Genomic DNA, 14,509 nt, shown 5'->3' on the forward strand with positions numbered 1-14,509 from the left:
TCCGCCCGGCGCACGTCCGCCCTGGTCGCTCGCCGATTAGGACGAGGGGCGGCAGGGAAGACACAGCCCACCGGCGGCGTAGCCCGGAAGGAGCGGGATCATCGACAGCGGCCCCGAAGCGACCCCCGGCTGCGCGGAGTCCGGCGGGCAGGCCCCCCGTCCCGCGGGGGCGGCCCCTGAGCCCCCTCGGGAGGAGCGGCTGAACCGGCCCCTCCCCGAGCCGGTGCGGCAGTCCGTGGTGGAGGCGGCCGCCGAGCTGATCGGGGCGCTGGCCCCCGACGAGGTCCCCGCGCCGCTGCGCCGGTTCGCGCGCTTCGAGCGGCGCAAGCGCGCCAAGCTCGCCGGGCAGCACATCGCGGCGGTGCTGGAGAAGGACCCCGGCTTCCGGGCGCGGGTCGCCGAGCCGCTGCGCGAGGCGCAGGCCGACCTGGTGGAGGCCGTCGAGGGCGGCAGCGTGCCGCCCGCCGCCGACCCGGTGCGCGTCGCGGTGCTGGCCTACCTGCTGCGGCCCCCGGGCTGGACGGGGCTCGTCGAGTCCGCGCGCGCCGAGCTGGAACGCTCCGCGACCGCGTCGGAGGAGGAGGCCGCCGAGCGGCGCGTCGCCGCGCTGCGGGAGGAGCTGGCCACCGCGCGCGCGGCGCGCTCCGCCGAGCTGGACAAGGTGCGCGCCGAGCTGCGCGAGACCAAGGCCGAGGTGGCCGAGCTGCGCCGCAAGCTGCACGAGGCCCGCACCCGGTTCCGGGCGGCGGAGGAGCGCGCGGACGCGCTCGCGGCCGAGAGCGAGCGGGAGCTGGCCGCCGCGCGCGAGTCGACCGCCGCGTCCGAGAAGGAGCTGCGGAGGCTGCGGGCCCGCGCCGCGCGGGCGGAGGCCGCCGCGGAGGCCGCCAAGCGGGCCGCGCGCGAGGGCCGCAACGTCGACGACGTGCGGCTGCGGATGCTGCTCGACACGCTCGTGGACGCGGCGCAGGGCGTCCGCCGCGAGCTGGCGCTGCCGTCCACGATCGGGCGCCCCGCCGACCTGGTCGGCGGGCAGGCGCACCGGGCGCTGCCCGGCCGGGCGCTGTCCGACGGCGACCCGCAGCTGCTCGACCGGCTGCTGACCCTGCCGCAGGTGCACCTGGTGGTGGACGGCTACAACGTCACGAAGACCGGGTACGGCGAGCTGCCGCTGGCGGACCAGCGCAACCGGCTGGTGTCCGGGCTCGGCGGGCTCGCGGCGCAGACCCGCGCGGAGGTGACGTGCGTGTTCGACGGCGCCGAGCTGGACGCGCCGGTGGCGATCGCGGCGCCGCGCGGCGTGCGGGTGAAGTTCAGCGCCCCGGGGCAGACGGCGGACGAGCTGATCGCCGAGCTGGTGCGGGCCGAGCCGCCGGGCCGCCCCGTGGTCGTGGTGTCCTCGGACCGCGAGGTCGCCGACGCGGCCCGCCGCGCCGACGCCCGGCCCTGCCCGTCCACGCTCCTGCTGCGCCGGCTGGGCCGGTCCTAGGCCGCACCGGCATAAGGAAGCCATAAGGCTGCGATAAGGGACGGGTCGCACTCCGTGATCATTTCGTCACGAAAACGAGACAATGATCGTCGATGTCAATTAAAGAGTGACGAACCGGTTGTGACGGGTGTTGCCCGTCGCTAATGTCGTCCGCTGACGTCGTGGACGAGAGGGGCGAAACCGACCGTGGCCAAAGATCTCATCGGGGCACCAGCGAAGGGGCGTGACCGGAGAGGCGGCTCGGCGAGAAGAGGCGCTTCGCGCCGCATGGCGGCCGTCGCCTGCCTCACCCTGACGGCCTCCCTCGCGTCTCCCCCGATGGCGGCGCACGCCGACCCCAAGCCGACCAGGGCGCAGGTCCAGAAGAAGCTCACCAAGCTCGCCGAGCAGACGGACCAGTTGGTCGAGCAGTACAACCAGCTCCGGGAGAAGCTCAAGGTCGCCAAGAAGAAGTTCGACAACGCGGCGGACGCGGCCAAGCGGGAGCAGGCGGCCTTCGAGGAGCAGCGCTCCAAGATCGCCCAGATGGCGGCCGCCGCCTACAAGAACGGCGACTCCGCGGACGTGACGGGCTTCGTCGGCAGCAAGGACCCGCAGGCGATCCTCGACCAGGCGGCCGTGTTCTCCCACCTGTCGCACGAGCGCAGCTCCCAGCTCACCCAGTTCCTCGCGACCGCCCAGCGGCTCCGCCGCGAGGAGTCGCAGGCCAAGACCGCCCTCGACGAGGTCAAGGCCAAGACCAAGGAGCTGCAGGCGAAGAAGAACAAGCTCGACAAGGAGGTCGCCAAGCAGAAGAAGCTGCTGCGCAGCCTCGGCGGCGGCACCTCCTCCGGCGGGTCCTCGGGCGGCACCGGCGGCACCTACAACGGCCCGGCCAGCGGCCCGGCCCGCAAGGCGCTCGACTTCGCCTACGCGCAGCTCGGCAAGCCGTACCAGTACGGCGCCGAGGGCCCGAACTCCTACGACTGCTCCGGCCTCACGATGAAGGCGTGGGCGGCCGCGGGGGTCAACATCACCCGCACGACCAACTCGCAGTACGCCGCGACCAAGCGGGTGGCGAAGAGCGACCTGCAGCCCGGCGACCTGGTCTTCTTCAGCGGCCTCGGCCACGTCGGCATGTACGTGGGCGGCGGCAAGATGATCCACGCCCCGCGCACCGGCAAGACCGTCGAGGTGGTCAGCATCACCTCGGGCTACTACCTGAGCAACTACTACGGCGCCGGGCGCCCCTGACGCCCCGCCCCGCACGCCCCCCGCGGGTGTGACGGAGCTCTCCCCGACGACGGACCAGGTCTGACCTGGTCCGTTGTTGATTTTGGGGGGTTTGCCTTCTGTTGGGGCTTTGGTACCTTGTCACCACCCCGGCGCCCTCCAGACGCCGTGGCCCCGCGGCGCCCACCAGGCGCCTCGGTCCCACGCGGCGCATCCAGCCGCCGCGTACCGGCGGCGCGAGCCACGCGCCGTCCTCCCTCCCCGGGCGACACGATCCACGTGCCGTCCAGCGGCACCGGACGGTGCCGCGGCGGTCCGCCCCCGGACCGCGGCCGGCCCGGCCACCGTGCGCACGCTCACGGCGTGCATGGCGCTGAGAGCGCAGCCACGGCGGTCCTCGCGGGTCAGGCCCCCAGGACGCCCCGGCAACGGCCGGCGTCCGCGCACAACATCAGGAGCCGCTCGTTCGCACGCGGGAGACAGGTCCCGCGCCGGGCCCCATCTCGCCCCCAGGAACGCAGCGGCAGCGCCGAGTCCGCGTCAACGCGGAACCGGGGACCCACACCGCCGGAGTCCGGGAGACCTCCCGGACGGGCATTCCGGCACCCGGGGTGAATCGGTGCGTCTCTCCCGGCCCCGTTCCGGTAGAGCCCGCCGTAGGGCCACTTCCACGCCCGAACCCGTCAGCTAACCCGGTAGGCGTCTGGAAGAACGAAGGAGTGAGTTCCGCAGCGTTGCCTGGGCGTGGCCGCCCGACGCGCGGCCACGCCCGAGCACACTGCACTCCGCGGACGCCCCCGTCCCGCGGAGCCCCCATCCGAACCGGCGTGCCCTCCGGCACGCCACCGCCGAGTCCGCGGTCCGCCGCGCGCACACGCGCGCCCGGACGCGGAGCCGGGGACCCATCGTGTCCTTTTTCGGGGTGAATCGGCATGCCCGCCATGGGCGGCCGTAGGGCGGCTTCCACGCCCGAACCCGTCAGCTAACCCGGTAGGCGGCATGGAAGTCGAGGAGATGTCCCCCCGTGCCAGGCGCACATCGCAAGAAGACCGCGGGCAAGCACCGCAAGCCCTCCACCCTGTCCGTCACCTGGCGGACGACCGGCGGCGTGCTCGTCGGCGCCGCCGTCCTCGGCACCGCCGCGGCCACCGCGCAGGCGTCCGTCCTGCCGTTCGCCTCCGCGCCGGCGACCGCCGCGGCGGCCGGCGTCACCACGGCGAAGAAGGCCGCCGGCGGCTCGTCCAAGGGCGCGTCCAAGGACAGATCGGCCCGGACGGCGGAGAAGGCCCCCGGGAAGCCCGGGAAGAGCCCGGACGGCCAGCGCCCGCGGGGCGGGCCGGCGAAGAAGCCGAAGGCGGCCGCCCCCGGGAAGTCCGGGGACGCGCGGCCCACCGCCGAGGAGGCCATCGAGATCGCCAAGTCGCAGGTGGGCGTCACCGAGGACGGCGGCGGCGAGACCAAGTTCCAGAAGTGGTACATGGGCACCGCCCGCGCCAAGGAGACCGTCGCCCGCGACGGCGGCTCCATCAGCGGCTACAGCGACGCGCAGTGGTGCGACATGTTCGTCTCCTGGGTCGGCGAGCAGCTCGGCTTCACCGACCAGATCGGCATCGACGCCTGGACGGTCGCCCACGCCCGCTGGTTCCGGCAGCACGGCCGCTGGGGCACCGAGCCGCGGCCCGGCGCGATCGTCTTCTACGCGTGGAGCGGCGGCAAGGCCGTCAAGGACATCCGGCACGTCGGCATCGTGGTCAAGAAGATCGACGGCGACACCATCGAGGCCGTCGAGGGCAACACCGGCAACGCCGTCAAGATCAAGAAGCGCTCGGCCGACGACGTCGTCGGCTACGGATACCCCGACTACCGGTCATGACGGCGCTCCGGGCGGCGCGGGCTGCATAGGATCGCGGCCATGGAGGACGGTCCGGAGCGCGGGGGCTCCCTGTCGCGGCGCAGGGTCCTCGCCCTCGGCACGGGCGGCGCCGCCGCGCTGCTGGCGGGCGGCGCCGGCCTCCTCGGCGCCCGGCCGGGCGGCGGCGCGCCGCCGCGGGACCGCGCCTCCCGCGGCGATCCGTCCGGCGCGGCCGGGGCGTTCGCGCCCGAGGCCGCCGCCCCCCTCTTCGCCAACCGCGCGCGAGCCGTGCGGGACGGCGACCGCGCCGCCTTCCTCGCCACGGTCGGCAGTGCGCCCCGGGCGTTCCAGGACGTCCAGTCCCGCATGTTCGACAACCTCCGCAGGCTTCCCCTGGAGGGCTGGCAGGAGCGCGTCGTCGCCACCCAGGCGGCGGACGGGAGGGGCGCCGTCGTCCGCACGGAGATGCGCTACAGGCTGCGCGGCTACGACAGGGGCTACGCGGCCCGCACCCGCTACCTCGCCCTGGCGCCGCGCTCGGGCTCCTGGACGGTCGTCGGGGACGGAGCGTCCCACGGGCTCACCGACGACGCCTGCATCTGGGACGGCGGCCCCCTGAGCGTGGTGAAGGGCCGCGCCGGCCTCGTCATAGGCGACGCGGGCGGCCTCGAAGGCATCGCCGAGCGCCTGGACGCCGCCGTGCCCGTCGTCACGAGCGTCGTCGGCCGCGGGTGGGCGCAGCGGGTCGTCGCCCTCGTCCCCGCGGACACGGCCCTCGCGTCGGCGCTCGCGGGCCCCGGCCAGAGCCTCGACGAGATCGCCGCGCTCGCGACCGTCGTGCCGGCGGCGGGCGCCGGCCGGGGCGAGGACCGCGTCATCGTCTCCCCCGGCACCTTCGGCCGCCTCAACGGCCTCGGCCGCGACGTCGTCCTCACCCACGAGCTGACCCACGTCGCCATGGGCGGCGCCCGCGACCGGCGGACCCCGCTGTGGCTCATCGAGGGCTTCGCCGACTACGTCGGGTACCGGCGCGTCAAGATCAGCGTGCGGTCGGCGGCGGGCGAGCTGCGCCGCGAGGTCGCCGCGGGGCGGGTCCCGGCCGCGCTGCCCGCGGCGGCCGCGTTCGCGGGCGGCTCCCCGCGCCTGTCCCAGGCGTACCAGGAGTCCTGGCTCGCCTGCCGGATGGTCGCCGACCGGTACGGTGAGGCGGCGCTCGTCCGGCTCTACCGGACGGCCGGGCGCGTCTCGGAGGCCGCCGCGCTGCGCGACGTGCTCGGTCTCACCCGGGACCGCTTCACCGCCCTCTGGCGCGACTACGTGAAGAAGGAGCTGCTCAGATGAGCGAGCGAAGCGATCCGGAGGACGCCGGGGGCCGTCCCCCCATGAAGGACCTGGCGGACGAACGGGCGGACGAGCGGGCGGGCGAGGCGCGGGGCGAGAGCGCGGAGGGCGGAGCGTCCGGTGCCGCGCGGGCGCGGCGGCCCCGCGTCGCCGCGGCCGTCGCCGCCGCCGTGCTGTTCGCCGCCGTCGCGGCCGTCCTCGCGCTGACCACCCCGTGGAACCCGCTGCCGGGGCATGTGCCCGGCGGCCGCGTGCGGGCCGATCCCGCGCTCGACTTCACGCCGGCCGAGATCGCCCGCTCCAGGGCGTTCGACTCGGCCGTCAACCCGCCCGCGTACGCGGGGCTCCTGGCCGGCGTCGCGGTGATCCTCGTCCTCGGTTTCACGCCGCTCGGCGCCCGCTTCATCGGCCTGGTCACCGCCCGCACCCGGCGCCGCCCCCTCAAGGTCATGGTCGCGGCGGCGGCGCTGACGGCGCTGCTGCGCGTCGCCGGGCTGCCGTTCGACGTGTGGCGCGAGTCGGTGCTGCGCCGGTACGGGCTGTCCACGCAGAGCTGGCCCGCGTGGCTCGTCGACCAGCTGAAGTCGCTCGGCGTCACGTGGGTCATCTGCACGATCGCGCTGCTGCTCCTGTACGCCCTCGTCCGCCGGTTCCCCCGCTACTGGTGGACGGGCGCCGCCGCCGGGGGATTCCTCCTCGTGGTGCTGGTGTCGTTCATCTACCCGGTGGTCGTCGAGCCGGTGTTCAACGACTTCCACTCGCTGCGGCAGGGGCGGCTGCGCACCGAGCTCCTCGCGATGGCGGAGCGGGACGGAGTGCCCGTGAAGGACGTCCTGGTCGCGGACGCCTCCCGCCGGACGACGTCGCTGAACGCCTACGTGTCCGGGTTCGGCTCCACGCGCCGCATCGTCCTCTACGACACGCTGCTGAGGTCCCCGCGCCCGCGGATCGAGTCGATCGTGGGGCACGAGCTGGGCCACGCCAAACGCGACGACGTCCTGTGGGGCACGCTCGTGGGCGCGCTGGGCATCGCGGGGGCCCTGTGCCTCCTCTACCTCCTGATGACCTCTCCGCGGCTCCTGCGGCGCGCGGGGGTCGATCCCGGCGGCGCGCCGGACGAGCCGGACGGCCGGCGCGGCGCGGCGGACCCGCGCACCATCGCGCTGCTGCTCGCGCTCGTCACCGCCGGGACGCAGCTCGCCGCGCCCGTGCAGAACCTGGTCAGCCGGCGCATCGAGGCCCGCGCGGACGCGCACGCGCTGAATCTCACCCGCGACCCGTCGACGTTCGTGTCCATGCAGCACGAGCTGTCGGTGCGCAACATCTCCGACCTGAGCCCCGACGCCCTGGAGTACGTCCTCTGGATGACGCACCCGTCCGGGCCCGACCGGATCGCGATGGCCCGCGACTGGGCGCGCATGAACGGGGTCGGGGTCCCGCCGCCGCTCCGCTGAACGGGCACGGCGGCGGGACGCGCGGCGGTCAGTTCCCCTCGGCGCCCTGCTTCGCCGGCGCCTCGGGGTTCCGGCCCTGCTGCGAGGACAGCGTCGCCGCGTCCGCGTGCGGCGCGGTCGTCACCGGCCGCTTCAGCGCGCTGCCCTTCACCCAGTCGTTCCAGCCGAGCTGCCAGTAGCCCCAGCCGTTGTCGGGCTCCAGCTCCCGCTTGCTGCCGGTCACCTTCACCACGTCGCCGCGTTGGCTGAGCTTGTAGAACCACTTGGCGTTGGACGGGCTGATGTTGATGCACCCGTGGCTGACGTTCTCGTGCCCCTGGGAGCCGACGGACCACGGCGCGCTGTGCACGTACTCGCCGCTGTTGGAGATCCGCACGGCCTTGTACACGGTCAGGCTGTAGCCGCCGGGGCTTCCGGGACTGATGCCCATCCACTCCGACGTCATGGTGGTGGGGTCCTCCTTCGCCATCGTCAGGTGGACCCCGTTGGTGGTCGTGTACATGCGCGCGCCGCCCTTGCCCATGCTGGTCGGGATGGTGCGGGCCTTCTTGCCGTTGACCATCACGACCATCTTGTGGGTGTCCTCGCCCGCCGTGGACACGTGCGAGTCGCCGATCTTGAAGTCGACGGAGTAGTTGCGGCCCCCGTACACGTTCCCGCCGGTGCGCACGCCGCTGAGGTGCGCCGTGAACCTCACGTTCGTGTGGGCGGGCCAGTACTGCCTGGTGCGGAACACGACCTGCTGGTCGCCGAACCAGTGCCAGGCGCCCTCCACGGTCCTGTCCGCGGTGACCTCCAGCGCCCGCTCGACCGCCGCCCGGTCCTTCACCGGGCGCTCGAAGTTCATGACGATCGGTATGCCGACGCCCACCGTCTCCTTGTCGTAGGGCGCCTCGATCGTCACGTCGTTGGTCTTCTCGACCTCGGCGGTGGTGAAGCGGCTGGAGACCGTCCTGGTCTTGCCGTCCTCACCGAGCGCCGTCGCGGCGACGGTGTACGTCCTGCCCGGCTCCAGCGACCAGCGCGACCGCCACTGCGTCCGGTCGGCGCTGAGGTCGCCCTCGACCACGCCGTCCTTCGTCGACACCGTGACGTTCTCGATCGTCCCGCGCTGCGCACGGACGTCGATCCGGCTGTCCGGCTTGAGCTTCCCGCCGCCGCTCGCGGGCGACACCGCGAGCCGCACGGTCTCCACGGCGTCCGGTTCGCGCCCCGAGCACGCCGCGGCCCCCGCCACGACGGTCGCGCCTACGAGCACGGCGGCGGCGCGCCGCCCCCCGCATCCCGGTCCCGAGCCCCCCACCCGCATGTGGTCCCCCCGGTCGTCCTCCTGGGCGATCGGTCCGCCTGCCCAGCCCGGTCGCTGGAACGGCGCCCAGTATGTGAAAGGGCCGGTACCCGCTAAATGCGGACACCGGCCCTTGATGGGGTTCTTTTACCGACTAGTGGGCGAAATGACCCCGGTAGTACTCGAAGACCAGACCGAGCGTGGTCAGGATCGCGCAGCAGACGCCGAAGATGACGAGCCACCAGCCGAACACGATGCCGAGCGCGACGGCCGCGGCCGACAGCGCCACGAACAGCGGCCACCAGCTGTGCGGGCTGAAGAAGCCCACCTCGCCGGCGGCGTCCGCGATCTCGCCCTCGGGGTCGTCCTCGTACAGCGGGCCCGCGTTCGCGCGCTCGAGGCGGCGCACCGTGAAGTGGATGTAGAACCCGATGAGCCCGGCGAGGCCGACGGCCAGCCCGAGCACCGAGGTGCCCGTCCAGTCGTTCGACCAGAGCCAGTACACGACGTCGGTGGCGAGGAAGAAGACCGCCGTGCCGTAGAACATGAACGCTTGGACGCGCATCGGCTACTCCCCCTTCGTCCCGGCGAGCTCGCCCTTCGCACCCACGTAGGGGTGGTGCAGGTCGAACGCCGGCCGCTCGGAACGGATCTTCGGGATCGAGTTGAAGTTGTGCCGGGGCGGCGGGCACGACGTCGCCCACTCCAGCGAGTTGCCGTAGCCCCACGGGTCGTCCACGTCGACCTTCTTGCCCTTCTTCCACGTGATGTAGACGTTGTAGAAGAACGGCAGCATTGAGGCGCCGAGCAGGAACGAGAAGATGGTCGAGACCTCGTTCAGCCCGTGGAACTCGGCCGCGTAGTCGGCGTACCGGCGCGGCATGCCCGAGGCGCCCAGCCAGTGCTGGACGAGGAACGTGCCGTGGAAGCCGATGAACAGCATCCAGAAGTGCACGTGGCCGAGCCGGTCGTTCAGCATCTTGCCGGTGAACTTGGGCCACCAGAAGTAGAAGCCCGAGAACATCGCGAACACGACGGTGCCGAAGACGACGTAGTGGAAGTGCGCCACCACGAAGTAGGTGTCCGACAGCTGGAAGTCCATCGGCGGGGACGCCAGGATGACGCCGGTCAGCCCGCCGAAGAGGAACGTCACGAGGAAGCCGAGCGAGAACACCATCGGCGCCTCGAACGTGAGCTGTCCTCGCCATATCGTTCCCACCCAGTTGAAGAACTTGATGCCGGTCGGCACCGCGATGAGGAACGACATGAAGGAGAAGAACGGCAGCAGCACCTGGCCGGTGACGAACATGTGGTGGGCCCACACGGTGATGGACAGGCCCGCGATGCTGATGGTCGCGAAGACCAGGCCGATGTAGCCGAAGACCGGTTTGCGGCTGAACACCGGGAGGACTTCCGTCACGATGCCGAAGAAGGGCAAGGCGATGATGTAGACCTCCGGATGCCCGAAGAACCAGAACAGGTGCTGCCACAGCAGCGCACCGCCGTGCGAGGCGTCGAAGATGTGCGCGCCGAGCTTGCGGTCGGCCTCAAGGGCCAGCAGCGCCGCCGCCAGCGGCGGGAAGGCCAGCAGCACCAGGATGGAGGTCAGCAGGACGTTCCAGGTGAAGATCGGCATCCGGAACATCGTCATGCCGGGCGCCCGCATGCACAGGATCGTGGTGATGAAGTTGACACCGCCCATGATGGTGCCGAAGCCCGACATGGCCAGGCCCATCACCCAGAGGTCGCCGCCCACGCCCGGCGAGCGGACCGCGTCCGACAGCGGGGCATAGGCGAACCAGCCGAAGCTGGCCGCGCCGCCGGGGGTCAGGAAGCCCGACAGCGCGATCAGGCTGCCGAACAGGAACAGCCAGTACGCCAGCATGTTCATCCGCGGGAACGCCACGTCCGGCGAGCCGATCTGCAGCGGCATGATGACGTTGGCGAAGCCGGCGAACAGCGGCGTCGCGAACATCAGCAGCATGATCGTGCCGTGCATCGTGAACAGCTGGTTGAACTGCTCGTTGCTGACGACCTGCAGCCCCGGATCGAACAGCTCCGTGCGGATGATCAGGGCCAGCACGCCGCCGAACAGGAACATGAAGAACGAGGTGATCAGGTAGAGGTAGCCGATCACCTTGTGGTCGGTGGACGACAGCCAGGAGGCGATGAGGCGCCCCTTGCTCGTCCGCGGCGCGGTGATCGGCGCGCTCGGGGCGTGACTCGTGGCGGTCACTTGCCACCTCCCGCGGCCAGTCGCTGCTTCGAATCAGCGATGAACTTGTCGTACTGCTCCGGCGTCACGACCTTCAGCTGGAACAGCATCCGGCTGTGGTCGACGCCGCAGAGCTCGGCGCAGCGGCCCTCGTAGGTGCCGAGCTTGGTCGCCGTGAACTCGAACTCGTTGGTGTACCCCGGCATGACGTCCTTCTTGTAGATCAGCGCGGGTACCCAGAACGAGTGGATGACGTCGTCGGAGTGCAGCCGCACCCGGACGGTCTTGCCGGCGGGGATCGTCAGGACGGGCTTGCCGTAGGCGGGCCCGTTGGGGGCCACCGGCACCCCGGTGACGGAGGCGACGGTCTCGTCGCCCTGCTTGTAGTCGAACCGCCAGCTCCACTGGAACCCGGTCACGTCGACGACCACCTGCGGGTTGTCGGTGGTCTTCTCGACGAAGTTCTCGTCGCGGGCGGTGAAGTAGAACAGGACCGCGATGATGACGAACGGGACCGCCGTGTAGAGGATCTCGATCGGCATGTTGTAGCGGACCTGCGGCGGCAGGTCGTCGGAGCGCTTCCGGTGGAACAGGATCGCCCAGATGATCAGGCCCCAGACGACGGCCCCGACCGCGAACGCCGCGATCCAGGAGCCCTGCCACAGGTGCAGCATGCGCTCGCCTTGGACGCTGATCGGCTCGGGCAGGCCCAGCCGGGTACCACTGCAGCCGGTCGCGGACAGCGCAAGCAGCCCTAGCGCACCGGCGCTTCTCAATGCGCGGCGACTGCGCACAGGCGTACGCCGCTCCCCAGAGCGGGTCGGACTCACGGAATGCCTTCCCCACGGATGAAGCCCGGTCGGCCGGGCGGTGAGATCACTGTTTACACGTGTGGTGGACACCCTAGCGCGAGGGTCGCGCACACCCCCGATCGGGTGCCCGGTTAGTGTTTCAGCGTGGCAGATCCGAGCACGGCGGGCGGCCCCTCCGGCGCCTCCCGCGCAGACGCCGCCTACTTCGACGCGGCGTCCACCGAGCCGCCGCACCCCGCGGCGCGCGCGGCGCTGCTCGAGGCGCTGGACGCGGCGTGGGCCGATCCCGCCCGGCTGTACGGCAGGGCGCGCGCCACCCGGCTGGTGCTGGACCGGGCCCGCGCGCGCGTCGCCGGCGTCCTCGGCGCGCGCCCCGACGAGGTGTCGTTCACCTCGTCGGGCACCCAGGCGGTGCACCTGGCGGTCCTCGGGGGGCTCCAGGCGCGCCGGCGGGTCGGCCGGCACCTGGTGGTGAGCGCCGTGGAGCACTCCAGCGTGCTGCACGCCGCCGAGCGGCACGAGCGCGACGGCGGCGAGGTCACCGTCGTCGGCGTCGACCGCGCGGGCCGCGTCGACCCGGCGGAGTTCGCCGCGGCGCTGCGCGCGGACACCGCGCTCGCGTGCCTGCAGTCGGCCAACCACGAGGTCGGCACCGTCCAGCCCGTCGCCGAGGCGGCGGAGGCGTGCCGCGCCGCCCGGGTCCCGCTGTTCGTGGACGCCGCCCAGTCGCTCGGGCGGGCGGACGTCCCCGGCGGCTGGTCGTTCCTCGCGGGCAGCGCGCACAAGTGGGGCGGCCCGGCCGGCGTCGGGGTGCTCGCCGTCCGCAAGGGCGTCCGGTGGCGCTCGCCGCTGCCGGACGACGAGCGGGAGGGGCGCCGCGTCCCCGGATTCGAGAACGTTCCGGCCATCGCGGCGGCGGCGGCCGCGCTGGAGGCGTACCGTGCCGACATGGCGGCGGACGCGCCGCGCGTCTCGGCGCTGGTGGACCGCATCCGCGCGGAGGTGCCGCGGCGGGTCCCCGACGTGGAGGTGGTGGGCGACCCGGTCCGGCGGCTGCCGCACCTGGTGACGTTCTCGTGCCTGTACGTCGAGGGCGAGGCGCTGCTGACCGAACTGGACCGGCTGGGTTTCGCGGTTTCGTCCGGCAGCTCGTGCACGGCGGATACGCTTCGTCCCAGTCACGTGCTGGAGGCGATGGGAGTGGTTACCCATGGGAACGTGCGGGTATCGCTGCCGCGTGGCGTCGACGCGGCGCACGTCGACCGGTTCCTCACCGTGCTCCCCGGCGCCGTCGCCCGCCTGCGCGAGACGATGAGGACGGCCGGACGATGAACACCTTCGAGACGGGGAGGCGGTCGCGCCCATGAGGTTCCGAGGCCGCGCCAGGAACGGGACGCCGCCGCCCGACGGCGCGCCGCCGCCCGGCCAGGCGCCCCCCGCCGGCCCGCCGCCCGTGCTCGTCATCGACGCGCTCGGCCGCAAGTGCCCGATCCCGATCATCATGCTCGCCGAGCGGATCCGCGAGGTGCCGGTCGGCCAGGTGGTCGCCGTCCTCGCCGACGACGCCGCCGCGCGCACCGACGTGCCCGCCTGGTGCCGCATGAAGTCCCAGGACTTCGTCGGCGAGGAGACGCTCCAGCAGGGCGGCTGGGGCTTCCACATACGCCGGACGTACTGACCGCGTGCGGAGGGCCGCGCCGCGCGCGGCCCTCCGCACGCGTCGGGTCACGGGTGCGGGCAGCTGACGTGCGGGGCGATCTCGTCGGCCGCGTCCTGGCCGTAGGCCGCGGCGAACCGGTCGAGGAAGTCGCCGCGGGCGAGCGCGTACTCCTGCGGCCCCGCGGCCTCCAGCGCGTACGCGGCGATGGCGCAGCCGACCTGCGCGGCGCGCTCCAGCGGCAGGCTCCACGCGGTCGCGGACAGGAATCCGGCGCGGAACGCGTCGCCGACGCCGGTCGGGTCGGCGATGTTCTCGACGGGGACGCAGGGGACGTGCACGCCCTCCTCCCCCGCGCGGTCGATGACGACGCCCTTGGCGCCGAGGGTGGTCACGCGGACGCCGACGCGGGACAGGATCTCCTCGCCGCTCCAGCCGGTCTTCTCCTCGGCGAGCGCCTTCTCGTAGTCGTTGCTGAACAGGTACGCGGCGCCGTCGATGAGGCGGCGGACGTCGGCGCCGTCCATGCGCGCGAGCTGCTGGGACGGGTCGGCGGCGAACGGGATGCCGCGGGTGCGGCACTCGTCGGTGTGCCGGAGCATGGCGTCGGGGTCGTTGGGGCTGACGACGACGAGGTCGAGGCCGCCGACGCGGTCGGCGACGGGCTTCAGCTCGATGGACCGGGCCTCGCTCATCGCGCCGGCGTAGAAGGTGGCGATCTGGTTCTGGTCCTGGTCGGTGGTGCACAGGAACCGGGCGGTGTGGTGGATCTCCGACACGTGCACGGACTCGGTGTCGACCGCGTGCCGCTCGAGCCAGGACCGGTAGTCGGCGAAGTCGTCGCCGACCGAGCCGACGAGGATCGACTCCTTGCCGAGGCTGCCCATGCCGAAGCAGATGTTCGCGGCGATGCCGCCGCGGCGGATCTCCAGCTCGTCCACCAGGAAGGACAGCGACACCCGGTCCAGCTGGTCGGGCAGGAGCTGGTCGGTGAACCTTCCGGGGAAGGTCATCAGATGGTCGGTCGCAATGGAACCGGTCACGGCGATGCGCACGGCGTCGCTCTCCTCGTCGTGGTCGTCCGGCTGTTCACCGGCTGTTTCGAACCCGGCAAGACTAGTACTTCCCCATCGCACCACGGACCACCGCCGGAGCGCAGCGGGAAGACGCGAAAAGGGCGGCCCGGGCACCG

12 protein-coding genes and 2 riboswitches are annotated in these 14,509 nt (G+C 72.8%); of the genes, 7 read left to right on the plus strand and 5 right to left on the minus strand.

Annotation, left to right across the window (positions count from 1 at the left end):
* Nucleotides 1-223: 223 nt before the first annotated feature.
* The 5 genes from ABTW95_RS12940 to ABTW95_RS12960 all read left to right on the plus strand — a co-directional run bounded on the left by ABTW95_RS12940 (nucleotide 224) and on the right by ABTW95_RS12960 (nucleotide 7,345).
* Nucleotides 224-1,486 carry an NYN domain-containing protein gene (locus tag ABTW95_RS12940; RefSeq protein ID WP_396447220.1) on the plus strand — a complete coding sequence of 421 codons (1,263 nt, stop codon included), beginning with the start codon at nucleotides 224-226 and terminating at the stop codon, nucleotides 1,484-1,486.
* Between the two features lie 267 nt (nucleotides 1,487-1,753).
* Nucleotides 1,754-2,719 carry a C40 family peptidase gene (locus ABTW95_RS12945; protein WP_396447221.1) on the plus strand — a complete coding sequence of 322 codons (966 nt, stop codon included), beginning with the start codon at nucleotides 1,754-1,756 and terminating at the stop codon, nucleotides 2,717-2,719.
* Nucleotides 2,720-3,215: 496 nt separating this feature from the next.
* A riboswitch (cyclic di-AMP (ydaO/yuaA leader) is annotated at nucleotides 3,216-3,415 on the plus strand.
* A 152-nt stretch (nucleotides 3,416-3,567) separates the two neighbouring features.
* A riboswitch (cyclic di-AMP (ydaO/yuaA leader) is annotated at nucleotides 3,568-3,711 on the plus strand.
* A gap of 11 nt (nucleotides 3,712-3,722) precedes the next feature.
* A complete protein-coding gene (locus tag ABTW95_RS12950; RefSeq protein ID WP_500226349.1) occupies nucleotides 3,723-4,571 on the plus strand; it encodes a CHAP domain-containing protein in 849 nt (282 codons plus the stop codon).
* Nucleotides 4,572-4,610: 39 nt separating this feature from the next.
* The gene (locus ABTW95_RS12955) at nucleotides 4,611-5,891 is read left to right on the plus strand and encodes a hypothetical protein (RefSeq protein WP_500226350.1); all 1,281 of its coding nucleotides are present in this window, start codon (nucleotides 4,611-4,613) and stop codon (nucleotides 5,889-5,891) included.
* Complete coding sequence (locus tag ABTW95_RS12960) at nucleotides 5,888-7,345, plus strand: M48 family metallopeptidase (protein ID WP_500226351.1); 1,458 nt, start codon at nucleotides 5,888-5,890, stop codon at nucleotides 7,343-7,345. The genes ABTW95_RS12955 and ABTW95_RS12960 overlap by 4 nt, the downstream gene beginning before the upstream one ends.
* Before the next feature lie 28 nt (nucleotides 7,346-7,373).
* Here ABTW95_RS12960 and ABTW95_RS12965 read toward each other — a convergent pair whose 3' ends face one another.
* The 4 genes from ABTW95_RS12965 to ctaC form a co-directional block, all read right to left on the minus strand.
* Nucleotides 7,374-8,654 (minus strand): L,D-transpeptidase, encoded by a 1,281-nt coding sequence (locus tag ABTW95_RS12965; protein ID WP_500226352.1) that lies wholly within the window; start codon nucleotides 8,652-8,654, stop codon nucleotides 7,374-7,376.
* A gap of 133 nt (nucleotides 8,655-8,787) precedes the next feature.
* Complete coding sequence (locus tag ABTW95_RS12970; protein ID WP_396447226.1) at nucleotides 8,788-9,198, minus strand: cytochrome c oxidase subunit 4; 411 nt, start codon at nucleotides 9,196-9,198, stop codon at nucleotides 8,788-8,790.
* Between the two features lie 3 nt (nucleotides 9,199-9,201).
* Nucleotides 9,202-10,869, minus strand: a complete 1,668-nt coding sequence (gene ctaD / locus ABTW95_RS12975; protein WP_396447227.1) for an aa3-type cytochrome oxidase subunit I — start codon at nucleotides 10,867-10,869, stop codon at nucleotides 9,202-9,204.
* A complete protein-coding gene (gene ctaC, locus ABTW95_RS12980; RefSeq protein WP_500226353.1) occupies nucleotides 10,866-11,678 on the minus strand; it encodes an aa3-type cytochrome oxidase subunit II in 813 nt (270 codons plus the stop codon). Before ctaC ends, ctaD begins: the two co-directional genes overlap by 4 nt.
* Before the next feature lie 126 nt (nucleotides 11,679-11,804).
* On the opposite strand from ctaC, the gene ABTW95_RS12985 reads away from it, so the two are divergent.
* Both ABTW95_RS12985 and ABTW95_RS12990 read left to right on the plus strand, forming a co-directional pair.
* The gene (locus ABTW95_RS12985; RefSeq protein WP_396447229.1) at nucleotides 11,805-12,992 is read left to right on the plus strand and encodes a cysteine desulfurase family protein; all 1,188 of its coding nucleotides are present in this window, start codon (nucleotides 11,805-11,807) and stop codon (nucleotides 12,990-12,992) included.
* A 31-nt stretch (nucleotides 12,993-13,023) separates the two neighbouring features.
* Nucleotides 13,024-13,338 (plus strand): sulfurtransferase TusA family protein, encoded by a 315-nt coding sequence (locus tag ABTW95_RS12990; RefSeq protein ID WP_396447230.1) that lies wholly within the window; start codon nucleotides 13,024-13,026, stop codon nucleotides 13,336-13,338.
* Nucleotides 13,339-13,385: 47 nt separating this feature from the next.
* Here the strand turns inward: ABTW95_RS12990 and ABTW95_RS12995 are convergent, their stop codons facing one another.
* Nucleotides 13,386-14,372 carry a carbohydrate kinase family protein gene (locus tag ABTW95_RS12995; RefSeq protein ID WP_396447231.1) on the minus strand — a complete coding sequence of 329 codons (987 nt, stop codon included), beginning with the start codon at nucleotides 14,370-14,372 and terminating at the stop codon, nucleotides 13,386-13,388.
* Nucleotides 14,373-14,509: the final 137 nt, after the last annotated feature.

This window comes from Spirillospora sp. NPDC127506 (assembly GCF_040302145.1).
Taxonomy (GTDB): Bacteria; Actinomycetota; Actinomycetes; order Streptosporangiales; family Streptosporangiaceae; genus Spirillospora.